This window comes from Gordonia sp. NPDC003429, assembly GCF_053588575.1.
In genome coordinates this window covers 38,500-53,593 of the sequence record NZ_JBSFQF010000013.1, presented here as the reverse complement: position 1 = coordinate 53,593, position 15,094 = coordinate 38,500, and the positions used below count along the sequence as shown (strand labels likewise).

At 67.9% G+C, this 15,094-nt stretch carries 13 protein-coding genes and 1 riboswitch; of the genes, 9 read left to right on the top strand and 4 right to left on the bottom strand.

Translation table 11 applies throughout. The features are described from left to right. Window positions 1–128 precede the first annotated feature (128 nt). Window positions 129–1,481, top strand: coding sequence for an ergothioneine biosynthesis protein EgtB (gene egtB / locus ACWDSI_RS15670; RefSeq protein WP_449757101.1), 1,353 nt, complete (start codon window positions 129–131; stop codon window positions 1,479–1,481). Then, entirely contained in the window at window positions 1,478–2,434 is a 957-nt protein-coding gene (gene egtD, locus ACWDSI_RS15665) for an L-histidine N(alpha)-methyltransferase (protein ID WP_449757100.1), read from the top strand. Before egtB ends, egtD begins: the two co-directional genes overlap by 4 nt. Window positions 2,435–2,544: 110 nt before the next feature. Here the strand turns inward: egtD and ACWDSI_RS15660 are convergent, their stop codons facing one another. Beyond that, entirely contained in the window at window positions 2,545–3,573 is a 1,029-nt protein-coding gene (locus ACWDSI_RS15660) for an LLM class flavin-dependent oxidoreductase (RefSeq protein WP_449757099.1), read from the bottom strand. 166 nt (window positions 3,574–3,739) lie between these two features. On the opposite strand from ACWDSI_RS15660, the gene ACWDSI_RS15655 reads away from it, so the two are divergent. Further along, window positions 3,740–4,126: an SHOCT domain-containing protein gene (locus ACWDSI_RS15655; protein ID WP_449748702.1), complete on the top strand. Its 387-nt coding sequence runs from the start codon at window positions 3,740–3,742 to the stop codon at window positions 4,124–4,126. A 30-nt stretch (window positions 4,127–4,156) separates the two neighbouring features. Here the strand turns inward: ACWDSI_RS15655 and ACWDSI_RS15650 are convergent, their stop codons facing one another. Further along, entirely contained in the window at window positions 4,157–4,957 is an 801-nt protein-coding gene (locus tag ACWDSI_RS15650; RefSeq protein ID WP_449748703.1) for an HAD-IIA family hydrolase, read from the bottom strand. A gap of 159 nt (window positions 4,958–5,116) precedes the next feature. Between ACWDSI_RS15650 and ACWDSI_RS15645 the strand changes: the two genes are divergently transcribed. The 4 genes from ACWDSI_RS15645 to ACWDSI_RS15630 all read left to right on the top strand — a co-directional run bounded on the left by ACWDSI_RS15645 (window position 5,117) and on the right by ACWDSI_RS15630 (window position 10,930). Continuing rightward, window positions 5,117–6,100 (top strand): ABC transporter permease, encoded by a 984-nt coding sequence (locus ACWDSI_RS15645; protein WP_449757098.1) that lies wholly within the window; start codon window positions 5,117–5,119, stop codon window positions 6,098–6,100. Then, the gene (locus tag ACWDSI_RS15640; RefSeq protein ID WP_449748705.1) at window positions 6,097–7,071 is read left to right on the top strand and encodes an ABC transporter permease; all 975 of its coding nucleotides are present in this window, start codon (window positions 6,097–6,099) and stop codon (window positions 7,069–7,071) included. The genes ACWDSI_RS15645 and ACWDSI_RS15640 overlap by 4 nt, the downstream gene beginning before the upstream one ends. Beyond that, entirely contained in the window at window positions 7,068–9,251 is a 2,184-nt protein-coding gene (locus tag ACWDSI_RS15635) for a dipeptide ABC transporter ATP-binding protein (protein WP_449757097.1), read from the top strand. Before ACWDSI_RS15640 ends, ACWDSI_RS15635 begins: the two co-directional genes overlap by 4 nt. A 62-nt stretch (window positions 9,252–9,313) precedes the next feature. After that, window positions 9,314–10,930: an ABC transporter family substrate-binding protein gene (locus tag ACWDSI_RS15630; RefSeq protein WP_449757143.1), complete on the top strand. Its 1,617-nt coding sequence runs from the start codon at window positions 9,314–9,316 to the stop codon at window positions 10,928–10,930. Between the two features lie 13 nt (window positions 10,931–10,943). Here the strand turns inward: ACWDSI_RS15630 and thiD are convergent, their stop codons facing one another. Further along, window positions 10,944–11,813 (bottom strand): bifunctional hydroxymethylpyrimidine kinase/phosphomethylpyrimidine kinase, encoded by an 870-nt coding sequence (thiD, locus tag ACWDSI_RS15625; protein ID WP_449757096.1) that lies wholly within the window; start codon window positions 11,811–11,813, stop codon window positions 10,944–10,946. Continuing rightward, entirely contained in the window at window positions 11,810–13,477 is a 1,668-nt protein-coding gene (thiC, locus tag ACWDSI_RS15620; protein WP_449757095.1) for a phosphomethylpyrimidine synthase ThiC, read from the bottom strand. The genes thiD and thiC overlap by 4 nt, the downstream gene beginning before the upstream one ends. Then, window positions 13,467–13,579, bottom strand: a riboswitch (TPP riboswitch). (Overlaps the previous gene by 11 nt.) A gap of 214 nt (window positions 13,580–13,793) precedes the next feature. On the opposite strand from thiC, the gene ACWDSI_RS15615 reads away from it, so the two are divergent. Together ACWDSI_RS15615 and ACWDSI_RS15610 are read left to right on the top strand one after the other, a co-directional pair. Further along, window positions 13,794–14,141 (top strand): GNAT family N-acetyltransferase, encoded by a 348-nt coding sequence (locus ACWDSI_RS15615; RefSeq protein WP_449748709.1) that lies wholly within the window; start codon window positions 13,794–13,796, stop codon window positions 14,139–14,141. 90 nt (window positions 14,142–14,231) lie between these two features. Beyond that, window positions 14,232–15,056: a hypothetical protein gene (locus ACWDSI_RS15610; protein ID WP_449757094.1), complete on the top strand. Its 825-nt coding sequence runs from the start codon at window positions 14,232–14,234 to the stop codon at window positions 15,054–15,056. Window positions 15,057–15,094 lie beyond the last annotated feature (38 nt).

The following is a 15,094-nucleotide window of genomic DNA, read 5'->3' as shown; positions in this document are numbered from 1 at the left end:
CCGGTGCCCTCCTCTACCGGACGGCTGATCATCGTTGACAGTGCCGCGACCCCTGGCACGATGGAGTGGGTCGGCGTGTCGAGGTCCAACGGCACCCCGCGTCCACAAGCCACGGAGAGGTCCGTCCAGTGAGCATCACCGAATCCGTTTCTCCCCTGAGCACCCACCACGCCGATCGATTTCTGGCGGTCCGCGCACTGACCGACCGGCTCACCGCGCCGTTGTCTGCCGAGGACCAAACGCCGCAGTCGATGACCGAGGCCAGCCCCGCCAAATGGCATCGGGCGCACGTCACCTGGTTCTTCGAGGAGTTCATCCTCCGTCAGGACCCCTCCTACGTGGTCTACGACGACACGTTTCGCTACCTGTTCAACAGCTACTACGAGGCGGTGGGTGATCGTCACCCCCGCCCCGACCGCGGACTGGTGACCCGACCGGGGGTTGCCGACATCGCCCACTACCGCGAGTACGTCGATGCCGCGATGGTGGAGGTTCTCGAACGCGGCGCACTCGACGACGACGCGCTCGCCCTGCTGGAACTCGGCTGCAATCACGAGCAGCAGCATCAGGAACTGATCCTGATGGACATCAAACACCTGTTCTCCACCAACTCGGTGCCGGGACCGGGCCGCGCGGGCACCGTCGGCCCGGTGTACGTCGACCGCCCGGCCGACGATTCGGGACTACCCGGTCGGATGGGATGGCGTCCGGTGCCCGGCGGCGTGGTCGAGATCGGCACCGCCGATGCGGGTGGCGGCAGCATCCCCGAACGCTTCGCCTACGACAACGAGGGCCCACGACACCGGGTGTTCCTCGAGGACTTCGAGATCGCCGACCGCGCGGTCACCAACGCCGACTGGCTGGAGTTCATGGCCGACGACGGCTACCGGCGCCCCGAGCTGTGGCTCTCCGACGGATGGGCACACATTCGTCAAACAGGTTGGGAGGCACCGGGATACTGGCGCCGCGACGACGCTGCGGCCGATCAGTGGGCGGCCGGTCAGGGGGCAGCCGATCACGGGGCGGCCGAGAGCGCGGGGTGGACCACGTTCACCTTGTCCGGGCGCCGGCCACTCGTCCTCGACGAACCGGTTCTGCACGTCTCCTTCTACGAGGCCGATGCGTTCGCGCGCTGGGCCGGTGCCCGGCTGCCCACCGAGTTCGAGTGGGAGACCGCCGCCGCGTCAGTGGACCGGCCGCGCGGTGAACTCCTCGATCCCGCGCGGTGCCATCCGGGTGCTGCAACCGGCGCGATGATCGGCGACGTGTGGGAGTGGACGTCGAGCGCCTACCTGCCCTATCCGGGTTTCGCGCCGGCCAACGGCGCCGTGGGCGAGTACAACGGCAAGTTCATGTCCGATCAGCACGTGCTGCGCGGCGCGAGCGCCGTCACACCGCCCGGCCACGAGCGAACCACGTACCGCAACTTCTTCCCCGCGCCCTCTCGCTGGGTGTTCGCCGGACTGCGGTTGGCGCGATGACCGTCAGCGTCCAGTCCGAACTGGCCACCGACGCGTTGAGCGGTCTGTGGCAGCAGCCACCGGTGCTGCCCACCAAGTGGCTCTACGACGAGCGGGGCAGCAAACTCTTCGATGAGATCACCCGGCTACCCGAGTACTACCCGACCCGTCGGGAGACGGCGATCCTGACCGCGCACGCCCCGTCGATCGCCGAGGTCACCGACGCGTCGATGATGGTGGAACTCGGCTCGGGCACCTCCACCAAGACGCGGGTGCTGCTCGACGCCTTCGGTACGCACGCCGCGGCCGGCGGGCGGCGGCTGAGCTACGTGCCGGTGGACGTGAGCGCGGAGATGCTGGGATCGACCGCGGAGACCCTGGCCGCCGACTATCCCGGCATCGACGTCGTCCCGGTGCTCGCCGACTTCACCGAACCGGACCTTCTGCTTCCCGGTGCCGACGGCCCGCGGCTCGCGGTGTTCCTCGGTGGCACCGTCGGCAACTTCGACGACGACCAACGCGCCGAGTTCTTCGGGCGGATGGCGGCGTCGCTGCGCCCGGGCGACTACTTCCTGCTGGGTGCCGATCGCATCAAGGACACCGGCAGGCTGGTGGCTGCCTACAACGACAGTGCCGGTGTGACAGCGGATTTCAATCGCAACATGATCGAGGTGCTGCGTCGGGGCCTGGATGCGCAGGGGCTCTACGTCGACGATTTCGACCACGTCGCGCGATGGAATCCGAAGCGACACCGCATCGAGATGTGGCTCCGTGCGCGGCGCGACGTGCACGCGTATCTCGGTGCGCTCGACCGTGACTGGGTGCTACCCGCCGGCGGTGAGGTGCTCACCGAGATCAGCACGAAATTCGCGCCCGACGACCTCGCGGCCGAGTTGTCGGCGGCCGGTCTGCCGGTGGTGGAGACCTGGACCGATTCCGCGGGCGACTTTCAGCTCACGCTGAGCCGGAGGTGATCTCGACAAGCTCGATCAGCGGACGGGCGCTCGATCAGCGGGTGGACGCTCGATCAGCGGGTGGGCGCTCGATCAGCGGGTGGGCGCTCGATCAGCGGGTGGACGCTCGATCAGCGGCTGTCCGTCGCGAGTAGTTCCCGGACCAGCGGAATCACCTGCGTGCCATAGAGTTCCACGCTGCGCATGAGGTCGGCGTGGGGGAGTGGGCCGTGTGCGTACTTCAGGTCGAAGCGGCTCAGTCCGAGAGCGCGGGCGGTGTGCGCGATCTTGTGCGCCACGGTGTCCGGCGATCCCACGTACAGCGAGCCGCCGGGTCCGGTGGACCGGTCGAACTCGATGCGGGTGGGCGGCGGCCAGCCGCGTTCGGCGCCGATGCGGGCGACGTTGGCGCGGTAGTGCGGCCAGAGTTGTTCGCGGGCGGCCTCGTCGGTGTCGGCGACGTGACCGGGCGAGTGCACGCCCACGGGCAGGTCGGTGGCATGGCCGAACTGGTCGAGCGCGCGGCGGTAGAGGTCGACGTACGGCGCGAAGCGCAGCGGATCGCCACCGATGATCGCCAGCATCAGCGGCAGGCCGTATCGCGCGGCGCGGACCACCGACTCGGGGCTGCCGCCCACCGCGATCCAGGTGGGCAGCGGCGGATTCGCCAAGGACGGGTAGACACGCTGGTCGGTGAGCGGGGGTCGCAGCGCACCCGACCAGGTGACCGGCTCACCGGTGCGCACCCGCGTGAACAGGTCCAGCTTTTCGGTGAACAATTCCTCGTACTGTTCGAGTTCGAATCCGAACAGCGGAAACGATTCGGTGAACGAGCCGCGGCCGAGGGTCACCTCGGCCCGACCCGAACTCAACGCGTCGATGGTGGCGAACCGCTCGAACACCCGGATCGGATCGTCGGAGCTCAGCACGGTGACCGCCGATCCGAGGCGCATGCGGTCGGTGCGTGCGGCGATCGCGCCGAGCACGACGTCCGGTGCGGAGATGGCGAAGTCGTCGCGGTGGTGTTCGCCGATTCCGAAGGCGTCCACTCCGACGGAGTCGGCGAGAGTCGCCTGCTCGACGACATCGCGGACGGTCCTGGCCGGATCGGAAGGGTCGGTCACGTCACCGAAGGTGTCGAGTCCCAGTTCGATGGTCATGTCCCGATTGTGCCCGCCACGGGTGACCACGTTGTCTCATCCCTTCCGGGTGGAAATGTGTGGCATCCGTTGTCCACCACTCGTCGGGATCACATTATGTGGAATGCTGTACAAGGCCAGATGGCTGGCCGGCGCACTGCGCATCTGATTCTTAAGGAGAAACCCCATGTGGGAAGGGTTCTGGAACTTCCTTTGGACGATGGTCGTGATCTTCGCGTTCGTCGCCTACCTGATCGTCCTGTGGTACATCATCGCCGATCTGTTCCGCGACCATAAGCTGTCCGGCTGGTGGAAGGCGGTCTGGGTGATCTTCCTGATCATCTTCCCGTATCTGACGGCCATCGTGTATCTGCTCGGGCGCGGTAGGGGCATGGCCGAGCGGTCGGCTCAGGCGGCTGCTCAGGCGCAGGCCGCGACCGACAAGTACATCCAGTCGGTGGCGGGTACGGCGTCGCCGACGCAGCAGATCGCCGATGCGAAGGCGCTGCTGGATTCCGGGGCCATCTCGCCCGAAGAGTTCGAAAGCCTCAAGGCCAAGGCGCTCGCCCACTGAGCCCGGCTCCGACGCCACGACGCCCCGCGGTCACATCGACCGCGGGGCGTCGTCGTCGAAGGGGTGTGCGGTGCGGCCGAGGAGGTCGGCGACCGAACTGATCACCTTGGTGGGGCGGTAGGGAAACCGCTCGACCGATGCGTCCGTCGAGATCCCGGAGAGCACCAGAATGGTCCGTAGCCCCGCTTCGAGCCCGCAGATGACGTCGGTGTCCATACGGTCGCCGATCATGAGGGTCTCCTCCGAGTGCGCGCCCATCTTGCGCAACGCCGTCCGCATGATGAGCGCGTTGGGTTTGCCCACGTAGTACGGTTTGCGGCCGGTGGCCCGCTCGATCATCGCGGCCACCGCCCCGGTGGCCGGCAGCGGCCCGGTCGGCGACGGCCCGGTGGCATCGGGATTGGTCGCGATGAACCGGGACCCGCGGTCGACGAGGCGGATGGCGGTGGTGATCGCCTCGAACGAATACGTACGGGTTTCGCCCAGCACGACGTAATCCGGGTCGGCGTCGGTGATCACATATCCGATGTCGTGCAAAGCGGTGGTCAGTCCCGACTCGCCCACCACGTAGGCGCTGCCGTTCGGGCGTTGCGAGTCCAGGAACTGGGCGGTGGCCAGCGCCGAGGTCCAGATCGAGTCCTCGGGAATGTCGAGTCCCATCTGCAGCAGCCTCGCGCGCAGGTCGCGTGCGGTGCGGATCGAGTTGTTGGTGAGCACCGTGAAGGGAATCGCGTTCTCGCGCAGCTCGGCGATCAGGGCGTCGGCACCCGGAACCAGGTGCTCCTCGCTGACCAGCACGCCGTCCATGTCCATCAGATACGTCAGTCCCATGTACGGAGACTACGGCCACACCCCGACGCGGACCCGGCGTCGGGGTGACCACGACACGGCGGCGACACGACGAATACACGACAGCCACACGAAGACACGAAGAACGGGAGTCGCGGTGATGACGCGCGAGCACCGCCCGGCACTGCCAGAATGGGCCGAATGATCGGGTACCTCGGCAAGCGCATCGCGGGGTGGGCGCTGCTGGTGTTCCTGGCGACCAACCTGACATTCTTCCTGGCCTCGTGGTTCCTCGATCCGCGATCCAACTACGCCCAACGCAAGCCGCCGCTGCCGACCGAGGTGGTCGACACGACGCTGACCGGCTACAACCTGAACGACAAGACCCCCATCGTGGCGCGCTGGTGGACATGGCTGCGCGACATCATGCTGCACTGGGATTGGGGAGCGACACCGGTGGGCACCAGCGTCAACGCGCAGATCGGCTTCCGGATCTGGGCGTCGGTGCAGTTGCTGGCCGGCGCCACGATCATCGCGACACTGCTGGGCATCGGACTCGGCGTCTACACCGCATTGCGCCAGTACCGGCTGTCCGACAGGGTGTGGCAGTTCGTCTCCATCGTCATGATCAACGTCCCCGTCGCCGTCGCCGGACTCGCGGTGGTGCTGATCGGCATCACCATCAACCAGAACCTGGGACACAGCGTGTTCCTGGTCTCCGGATCGTCCGCTGTGGGCGTCGAGGGCTTCTTCCCCGCGCTCGTCGACCGCCTGCAACACCTCATCCTGCCCACCATCACCCTGGTGATCGTGCAGTACGCCGGTCTGCACCTGCTGCAGCGGTCACTGCTGCTCGACACCATCAACGCCGACTACGTCCGCACCGCGCGTGCCAAGGGACTCACGCGCGGCGTCGCGGTGCGCCGACACGCGTTGCGCACCGCGATCATTCCCGTCGCCGTCGGGGTGGCATTCGCGATCCCGGCGGTGTTCACCGGCGCCGTCATCACCGAGACGATCTTCGGGTGGGAGGGGATGGGCCGGTACTTCGTCACCTCGATCACCACCAACGACGTGCACGGCGTGGTGGCGGTGGCCGCCTTCGGTGCGTTGGCCACCGCGGTCGGTGCCATCCTCGCCGACCTTGCCGTGGTGTACCTCGACCCACGGGTGCGCATCGGATGAGCGCACCGACCTCGGGAAGGGGTGAACCCGCCGCCGACCTACCGGTCATGGGTGAGGTGGGCGGTCTGCTCGACGAGCAGGTCGGGGACGGCAATCGCGTGCCCGTCGCCCGTCGCCGCCGCGGCCGGATGCGACTGCTGGCCACCCGCTTCGCCCGCAATCGCACCGCGCTGGGCGGATTCGCGGTGTTCGTGCTGCTGGTGCTGTTCGCGCTGCTCGGCGGCGTGTTCACCCACTACACCTATTACGACGTCGACTTCGCCGCCCTCGGTGTGCCGCCGTCGGGTGAGCACTGGTTCGGCACCAACGACGCCGGCAACGATCTCTACGCCCAGGTGGTGCACGGACTGCAACGGTCGCTGGTGATCGCGCTGACCGTGTCGGTCGCGACCACCGCGATCGCCGCGTTCGTCGGTGCCGCGGCCGCGTATTTCGGCGGGTGGGTACAGAGTTGCGTGCTCGCGCTGCTCTATCTGCTGCTGGTGGTGCCCACGTTCCTGATCCTGGCGCTCATCGCCAACCGCACCGGCGGCGACTGGCGCTGGCTGATCGTGGTGCTCACCCTCACCGGCTGGATGATGCTGGCCCGCGTGATCCATTCGATGGCGCAATCGATCCGGGAGAACGACTACGTGCGCGCCGCGCGCTACCTGGGTGAGCCGCCGCTGGTGATCATCGCACGCCACATCGTGCCCAATCTGGCGTCGCTGCTCGTGATCAACTTCGCGTTGGGTGTGGTGGCCACGGTGCTCGCCGAGACCGGTCTGTCGTTCCTGGGTCTCGGGGTGGCGATCCCCGATGTGTCTTTGGGGTCGCTGCTGCAGGAGGGCACCGCGACGCTCACGTCGTCGCCGTGGCTGTTCTACTTCCCCGCCGCAACGCTGGTGCTGCTCACCGTGTCGATGGCGTTGATCGCCGACGGACTGCGCGACGCGCTCGACCCCACATCGTCCGCGGGAGCGGGCTCGTGAGCGCCGATGCCGGGACAACCGACCCCGGCCCGGTGCTGTCGGTGCGTGATCTGCGCGTCGAATTCGGCAGCGAAGCCGGGCAGGTGCAGGCGGTGCGCGGGGTCTCCTTCGACGTGGCCGCGGGATCCACCGTCGCGATCGTGGGCGAATCCGGGTCGGGGAAGTCGGTCACCGCACTCGGCGTGCTGGGACTGCTCCCAGACTCCGCCCGCGTGTCGGGGTCGGTCCGGCTGGGCGGCCGCGAACTCATCGGGCTCGACGACAAATCGTTGTCGCGGATCCGGGGCAGCGAGATCGCGATGATCTTCCAGGACCCGCTCTCGTCGCTGACGCCGGTGTTCACCGTCGGTGACCAGATCGCCGAAGCGCTTCTGGCGCATCAGGATCTGTCGAAACGCCGCGCCGCCGACCGCGCGGTGGAACTGCTCGAACTCGTCGGCATCCCCGATCCGGCGCGTCGTGCCCGTGCCTACCCGCACGAACTGTCCGGCGGCATGCGGCAGCGGGTGATGATCGCGATGGCGGTGGCCAACGACCCATCGGTGATCATCGCCGACGAACCCACCACCGCGCTCGACGTGACCATCCAGGCGCAGATCTTCGAGGTGCTCGCGGCCGCCCGCCGCGAGGCCGGGGCGGCGCTGGTGCTGATCACCCACGACCTCGGGGTGGTGGCCGGCACCGCCGACGACGTCGTGGTGATGTACGCCGGACGCGCCGTCGAACGCGCCGACGTCGGCGAGTTGTTCGCCGCCCCACGCATGCCCTACACGATCGGCCTGCTCGGTGCGGTACCACGGGTGGACCGCCGTGCCGAAGCGCTGACGCCGATCCCCGGAACACCTCCGCTGCTGATCGACTTGCCGGACGCATGCCCCTTCGCCCCGCGTTGTCCGGTGGTGATCGACGCGTGCACCGATTCCGAACCGGCGCTCGTCGAGGTCGGGGCCCGGCACACCGCCGCATGCATACGCGCGCAGGAGATCTCGGCGGCGGCGATCGCCAGGGTGCCGGTGTTCGCCAGTGCGGGCGCTTCCGCCGGGGTCGCCTCCGCCGTCACTTCGTCTGCGGCGCAGGCGTCCTCGTCGCGGGACGCGCGTGAGCCGGTGCTGACGGTGCGCGGACTGCGCAAGGAATTCGTTCTGACATCGGGATTCCTGCGTCGTAGGGTCGGCGCGGTGCGGGCGGTGACGGGAGTGTCGTTCGACATCCGCGCCGGCGAGACCGTCGCGATCGTCGGTGAGTCGGGCAGCGGAAAGTCCACGACGCTGCTCGAACTGATGGACTTCACCCAGCCGGCGGGTGTGGTGAGGGTGGAGGGCATCGACCCCGCGACCGTGTCGCGGCGGGAGGCACGACGGCTGCGCCGCCGGATGTCGATGGTCTTCCAAGACCCGGCCAGCGCCCTCGACCCGCGGTTCACCGCCTTCGACATCATCGCCGAACCGCTACGGGCACTGGGTTTGTCGCGTGCGGACACCGCCGTCCGGGTGGACCGGCTCATGCGGCGGGTGGGCCTGGACCCCGCGCACGCCGACCGCTACCCGACCGCCTTTTCCGGCGGCCAGCGCCAGCGCATCGCGATCGCGCGCGCCCTGGTGACCGACCCGGCACTGGTGATCCTCGACGAGCCGCTCTCCGCGCTCGACGTGTCCGTGCAGGCCGACATCGTCAATCTGATCGAGCGGTTACAGGCCGACTCTGATATCGCCTATCTTCTCGTGGCACACGACCTTTCGGTGATCCGTCAAGTCGCCGACCGAGTGGCCGTGATGTACCTGGGTGCCTTCGTGGAGGTCGGCGACACCGACGAGATCTTCGGTTCACCCGCACACCCCTACACGCAGGCGCTGCTGTCGGCGGTGCCGATCCCCGATCCCGTGATCGAGCGCGCCCGCATCCCTATCCTGCTGACCGGCGAACAGCCCTCACCCACCGCGGTGTACGCGGGCTGTGCCTTCGCCGGCCGGTGTCCGCGCTACGCGCTACTCGACGACGAACGCCGCAGCCGGTGCCGCACCGAGATTCCCGGGTTGCGGGCGACCGGGAACCCAGACGAACCCGGACACCCAGACGAACCCGGACACCCCGACGAGCCCGGCCACCGGGCTGCCTGCCATTTTCTCGACCCCGGTTCTGTTTCCACCAGTTCTGTATCAACCCAGGAGGTTGCACGGTGACACGTCAGAGATCCACCCCACTCGTCCTCGTTCGACTCGCCGTCGTCGCGCTGATCGCGACGATGATCGCACTCGTCGCGGGTTGCGGGTCGGGAGACGAGGAGACCACCGCACCGAAAACCTCGGGTGCCCAACTCAATCCGCAACCGCGGGAGAACCTGCGCGACGGTGGCACACTGACCACCGCGCTCCCCGAGGTGTCACCGCAGTGGAATATCTTCCATGCCGACAGTACGGCCTTTACGACCACGCTGTGGCGCTGGTACAACCCGACCCTGGCATTCTTCACACCCGACGGAACCTACTCGTTCAACCGTGACTATCTGACCAATGTGCAGACCGGGCTGGACAACGGGAAGACGGTGGTCACCTACACCATCAACCCGAAGGCCTTCTACAACGACGGCACCCCCATCGACTACCGTGCCTTCGTCAACACCTGGGTGGCCGATCGCGGCACCGACCCGTCGTACGTGGTGGGTTCGTCGGACGGATACGACCAGATCGAGTCGGTGACCCGCGGTGTCGACGACCGGCAGGCCGTCGTGCGTTTCAAGGGCGTGTGGGCGTGGCCCAACGGTCTGTTCAACTATCTGGTGCACCCCAAGGTGGCCAGCGCCGAACAGTTCAACAGGGCCTACATCCAGCAGCCGCACCCGGAATGGGGCGCCGGGCCCTACACGCTGCGGTCCTACAATCCCGAAACGGGTGTGGTGGTGTTCGAACGGAACGCCAAGTGGTGGGGCGATCCCGGCAAGCTCGACCGGCGCGTGTTCCGCCAGCTCGAGGATCAGGCGTCGATCAACGCTTTCCGCAACGGCGAACTCGACGCCATCGGTGTGTCCACGAAAGAGAATCTGGCACAGGTGAAGACGATGCAGGGCATCGACATCCGCAGCTCGGCCGCACCGTCGAACTCGTTGATGGTGGTCAACCTCGACACCCCGGCGCTCACCTCGCCGGAGGTGCGTCACGCGGTCTTGGCCGGAGTGGATCGCGCGACGCTGGCCAAGGTGCGTTTCACGGGTCTCAATTACTCCGAGAAGCTGCCCGGCTCGTTCGCGCTGTTCCCGTTCCAGCCCGGCTACTCCGACAACGTGTCCGGCGTGATCGACCACGACCCCGACCTCGCGAAGAAGCTGCTCGACGAGCAGGGATGGGTGACCGGCCCCGACGGAATCCGCTCCAAGAACGGGCAACAGCTCGCGTTGACGTTGCCGATTCCGGGCGATTCGCCGACGGTGACCAATGTCGCCCGCTCGCTGCAGGCGATGCTCAAGTCGATCGGGGTGCAGGTCAACATCCAATCCCGCGGCAGCGCGGAGTTCTCCAAGATCGTGGTGAACCGCGAGTTCGACATCTTCCTGATGGGTTTCCAATCCACCGACCCGTACGGCATGGCCTACCTGTGCCAGGTGTGGTGCAAGGGTTCGGAGCTGAACAAGGCAGGCGCGGGTAGCGCCGAACTGGACGCGAAGATCCGCGCGGTGGCCCGGATCCCCGACCCGACGGCGCAGATCGAGGCCGGGAACAAGGTGGAACGCGAGGCCTTCGGACAGTACTCGGATCTCCCGCTGTTCAACGGGCCGTCGATGGTGGCCGTGAAGCAGGGACTGGCCAATTACGGTGCGGGCCAGTTCTTCATCGGCCCGGTGCAGGACATCGGTTGGCAGAAGTGAGCCCGACGGCCGCCTACTCGGCGGGGGTCGACGGCACCGCGACCCGCCACAACGGGTTCACCGGGCCGTGGCCCGCGCCGAGCGGGTAGGCCGCCTGCAATCCGCGGGTGACCCACTCCTTCGCGAAGCCCACCGCATCCGGCACCGAATATCCGTGTGCCAGTGCACATGCGGCGGCCGCGGCAAGGGTGTCGCCGGCACCGTGATCGTGCGGTGTGTCGATCCTCGGCCGGGTGTACTCGACCACCTGCGTGCCGTCGAAGAGCAGATCGGGGCTCAGCTCGCTCGACCGCAGGTGACCGCCCTTCACCAGTGCCCACTGCGCACCGAGGTCGTGCAAGGCGTGGGCCGCCGCACGCTGGGTCTGCGCGTCGATCACCTCGATGCCGGTGATAAGTCGCACCTCGTCGAGGTTCGGGGTGACCACCGTCGCAAGCGGGAAGAGTTTGCGCCGCAACACATCGAGCGCGTCGTCGGGCAGCAACTGATCGCCGTGCATGGACGCGCACACCGGGTCGACCACCAGCGGCACCGAACCGCCGCGCCCGATGCCGAGGTCGGTGCACACCTCGGCGACCGCCTCGATGATCGCACCCGACGCGAGCATGCCGGTCTTGACCGCGCCGGTGCCGATGTCGGTGACCACGCTGCGCATCTGGGCGGCCACCACATCCGGCTCGATCGCCTGAAAGCGGCTGACCCCCAACGAGTTCTGCACCGTGACCGCGGTCACTGCCACCAGGCCGTGCAGACCGAGGAGCGCGAAGGTGCGCAGATCGGCCTGAATGCCCGCGCCACCACCGGAATCCGACCCCGCGATGGTCATCACCCGCACCGGGGTGTCGCCGGGTGCGGCAGTGGGCAGCAGGGGCGGTGCGCTCATGGGGCGTCGATCGGCAGGTAGACCCTGTTGCCGGCCTCGGCGAACTCCGCGGACTTCGCGGCCATCTCCTCCGCGAGCCGCCGGTCGATGTCTTCGGCGGTCACCAGGTTGTGTTCCTCGGCGTAGGCGCGGACGTCGGCGGAGATCCGCATCGAGCAGAACTTGGGTCCACACATCGAACAGAAGTGGGCCGTCTTGGCCGGCTCGGCGGGCAGCGTCTCGTCGTGGTAGGCCCGCGCGGTGTCCGGGTCGAGCGCCAGGTTGAACTGATCGGTCCAGCGGAACTCGAAGCGCGCCTTGCTCAATGCGTCGTCGCGTTCCTGCGCCCGGGGATGCCCCTTGGCCAGGTCGGCCGAGTGCGCGGCGATCTTGTAGGTGATCACACCGACCTTCACGTCGTCGCGGTCGGGCAGACCCAGGTGTTCCTTCGGGGTCACGTAGCAGAGCATCGCGGTACCCGCCTGTGCGATCATCGCGGCACCGATCGCCGAGGTGATGTGATCGTAGGCGGGTGCGATGTCGGTGGCCAGCGGTCCCAGGGTGTAGAACGGCGCCTCATCGCACAGTTCTTCCTCGAGCCGCACGTTCTCCGCGATCTTGTGCATCGGGATGTGTCCCGGACCTTCGATCATCACCTGCACGCCATGCGATTTCGCGATCGCCGTGAGCTCTCCCAGGGTGCGCAGCTCGGCGAACTGCGCCTCGTCGTTGGCGTCGGCGATCGACCCGGGACGCAGCCCGTCGCCCAGCGAGAAGGTGATGTCGTAGCGGGCGAAGATCTCGCACAGCTCGTCGAAATGGGTGTAGAGGAACGATTCCTGGTGATGTGCCAGGCACCACGCCGCCATGATCGATCCGCCGCGCGAGACGATGCCGGTGACCCGTCGTGCGGTGAGCGGCACGTAACGCAGCAGTACTCCCGCATGCACCGTCATGTAGTCGACGCCCTGCTCGGCCTGCTCGATCACGGTGTCGCGGTAGATCTCCCACGTCAGCCGGGTGGGATCGCCCTTCACCTTCTCCAGCGCCTGATAGATCGGCACGGTACCCACCGGCACGGGCGAGTTGCGCAGAATCCACTCGCGGGTGAGATGGATGTCGTCGCCGGTGGACAGGTCCATGATGGTGTCGGCACCCCAGCGGGTGGCCCACACCATCTTCTCCACCTCCTCGGCGATCGAGCTGGTGACCGCCGAGTTTCCGATGTTGGCATTGACCTTCACCGCGAACGCCTTGCCGATGATCATCGGCTCCGACTCGGGATGGCGGTGGTTGGCCGGGATCACCGCGCGGCCCGCGGCCACCTCGGTGCGCACCACCCCGGCGTCGACGTTCTCGCGGGCGGCGATGAAGGCCATCTCGTCGGTGATGATCCCGGCGCGCGCCCAGGCCAGCTGGGTGGCCGCCCCGTCGACCGGCTCGGGCCGTCGCCAACTGTCGCGGGTGGGTGGCAGTCCCGCCTCCACGTCGATGGTGGCGCCGGCGTCGGTGTAGGGGCCCGACGTGTCGTAGACGTCGAGGTGCTCGCCGTTGGTCAGGTGGATGCGGCGTTGCGGCACGCGCAGGCCGTCGACGTCGAGATAGTGCTTGGTGCTGCCCGCGATGGGGCCGGTGGTGAGGATGGCGGTGTCGACGGATCGGTCGGTGAATACACGTGTGCCCATGAGGTCTCCCTACGCCGGCATTACCCGGACAGGTTCAGGCGGTCGGCGGCCGCCTGCCGCCCTCTCAGCCCTCGGTTCGGGAGAGCCCCCGCGTCGATTCAGTTGGTGTAGTTGCCATGGTAGCCGCGGGCAGGCCGATCCTCTCGGGTCGGTTACGGATCGGACCCAAGCCGGTGTCGTGGAGGTGTTGCCCCACAGGGTTACGGGACCGTAGGCTACTGTGACAGCGGTCACAAGAGGTACGTGCGCCGGGGAATCGCTCGTGTCGCCGTGGCCCGTCGTTTCGTCGCGTCCTTCGAGCCCTGAGGGGAAACCCATGCACCGGAAATATCGGCATCGACCGCCCCAGTCGGCCCGGTCGATCCTGCAACAGATCTCGCAGGTCGTGCACAATCCCACCCGCGATCGGTTCGAACTCTGGGTGGCCGGCGACCTGGTGGGTGTCCTCGGCTACTCCACGGAGACGGTGGACGGCGCGACCACGCTGACCGTGCTGCACACGGTGCTCTACGACGAATACACCGGCCACGGTCTGGCCACCGGACTCACACGAAGCGCGATCGCCTACGCCCGTGAGCAGGGAGCACGGATTCGGCCGATCTGCACGTTCACCAGGCATTACATCGATGCCCATCCGGGTGTGGTGGCGCTCGCGCCGGTCTGACCGGCGGGCTGCCGTTGTTCGCTGACTGAGGTGAGCCTATCCTGAGGCGCACGTGTGGTTTCTGTTCTCGGGATCGAGGAGCGCCGACCAGTGAGTGAACCCGACGGCACCGGCCCGGGCACGACGCCGCCTCGTCGTGCGGCGGTGAATGTGTCCACGGTTCTCGCCTCGGCGGGCGTTGCGGCGCTGGTTTCCGTACTCATCGTCGCGATCGGCGTGGTGGGGGTGGCGCTCGGCACCGGGAACGGCTCCGGCGACTCCGCCTCCGCGCAGGTCCCCACGGTGGTGAATCTCGGTGCCGCCGCCCAGCAGCAGACCCCCGGTGCCCAGGCTCCCGCGGCGCAGGCGCCCGGGACACAAGCTCCCGGTGCGGCGCCTGCCCCCGGTTCCGGTCCGGCCGCCGCGCCGGCGCCGGCGGCCGAACAGGTGCCCCAAAGTGGTGGCGGAGGTGACAGTGGTCCCGCCCCGGCACCCGCCCCCGGCGTACCCGCACAGGCGCCGGCCGCACAGACTCCGCAGGCCGGCGCCGCGCCCGCCCCGCTGACCCCCGGGCAGTTGAACACCGGGCAGTTGAACACCGGGCAGTTGAACACCAAGATCAAGCTGATCCTGAACACCGGTGCGCCGCGCGCCGCGCGGGCATCGGAACTGCAGGCGGGCGAACGCGCCCTGCCCCCGGTCGACGCGGTGGCCAACATGCTGAACGTCTATCGCAACTCCGGCTTCTCCTATCAGGTGATCGGGCCGGTGACCCAGAACGGCACCACACTCAATGCCACCCTGCAGATGTCGCTGGTGGGGCAGGGATCGCGGTACCGGCCGCTGAGCTGGGTGTGGATGGACGGCAAGTGGAAGCTGTCGAACACCAGCGTCTGCACCATTGCCGCCTACGCGATGATTCCCTGCCCGGTGTGACGGCCCCGGCCGACGACCACGGTGTGACGACGCGAGGC

Bases quoted from the DNA above. Each gene is read 5' to 3' on its own strand.
- ACWDSI_RS15640 (WP_449748705.1), top strand. From the start codon at position 6,097: ATGAGCGCACCGACCTCGGGAAGGGGTGAACCCGCCGCCGACCTACCG.
- ACWDSI_RS15630 (WP_449757143.1), top strand. From the start codon at position 9,314: ATGATCGCACTCGTCGCGGGTTGCGGGTCGGGAGACGAGGAGACCACC.
- ACWDSI_RS15650 (WP_449748703.1), bottom strand. From the start codon at position 4,957: ATGGGACTGACGTATCTGATGGACATGGACGGCGTGCTGGTCAGCGAG.
- egtD (WP_449757100.1), top strand. From the start codon at position 1,478: ATGACCGTCAGCGTCCAGTCCGAACTGGCCACCGACGCGTTGAGCGGT.
- thiC (WP_449757095.1), bottom strand. From the start codon at position 13,477: ATGGGCACACGTGTATTCACCGACCGATCCGTCGACACCGCCATCCTC.
- ACWDSI_RS15645 (WP_449757098.1), top strand. From the start codon at position 5,117: ATGATCGGGTACCTCGGCAAGCGCATCGCGGGGTGGGCGCTGCTGGTG.
- thiD (WP_449757096.1), bottom strand. From the start codon at position 11,813: ATGAGCGCACCGCCCCTGCTGCCCACTGCCGCACCCGGCGACACCCCG.
- ACWDSI_RS15615 (WP_449748709.1), top strand. From the start codon at position 13,794: ATGCACCGGAAATATCGGCATCGACCGCCCCAGTCGGCCCGGTCGATC.
- ACWDSI_RS15660 (WP_449757099.1), bottom strand. From the start codon at position 3,573: ATGACCATCGAACTGGGACTCGACACCTTCGGTGACGTGACCGACCCT.
- ACWDSI_RS15655 (WP_449748702.1), top strand. From the start codon at position 3,740: ATGTGGGAAGGGTTCTGGAACTTCCTTTGGACGATGGTCGTGATCTTC.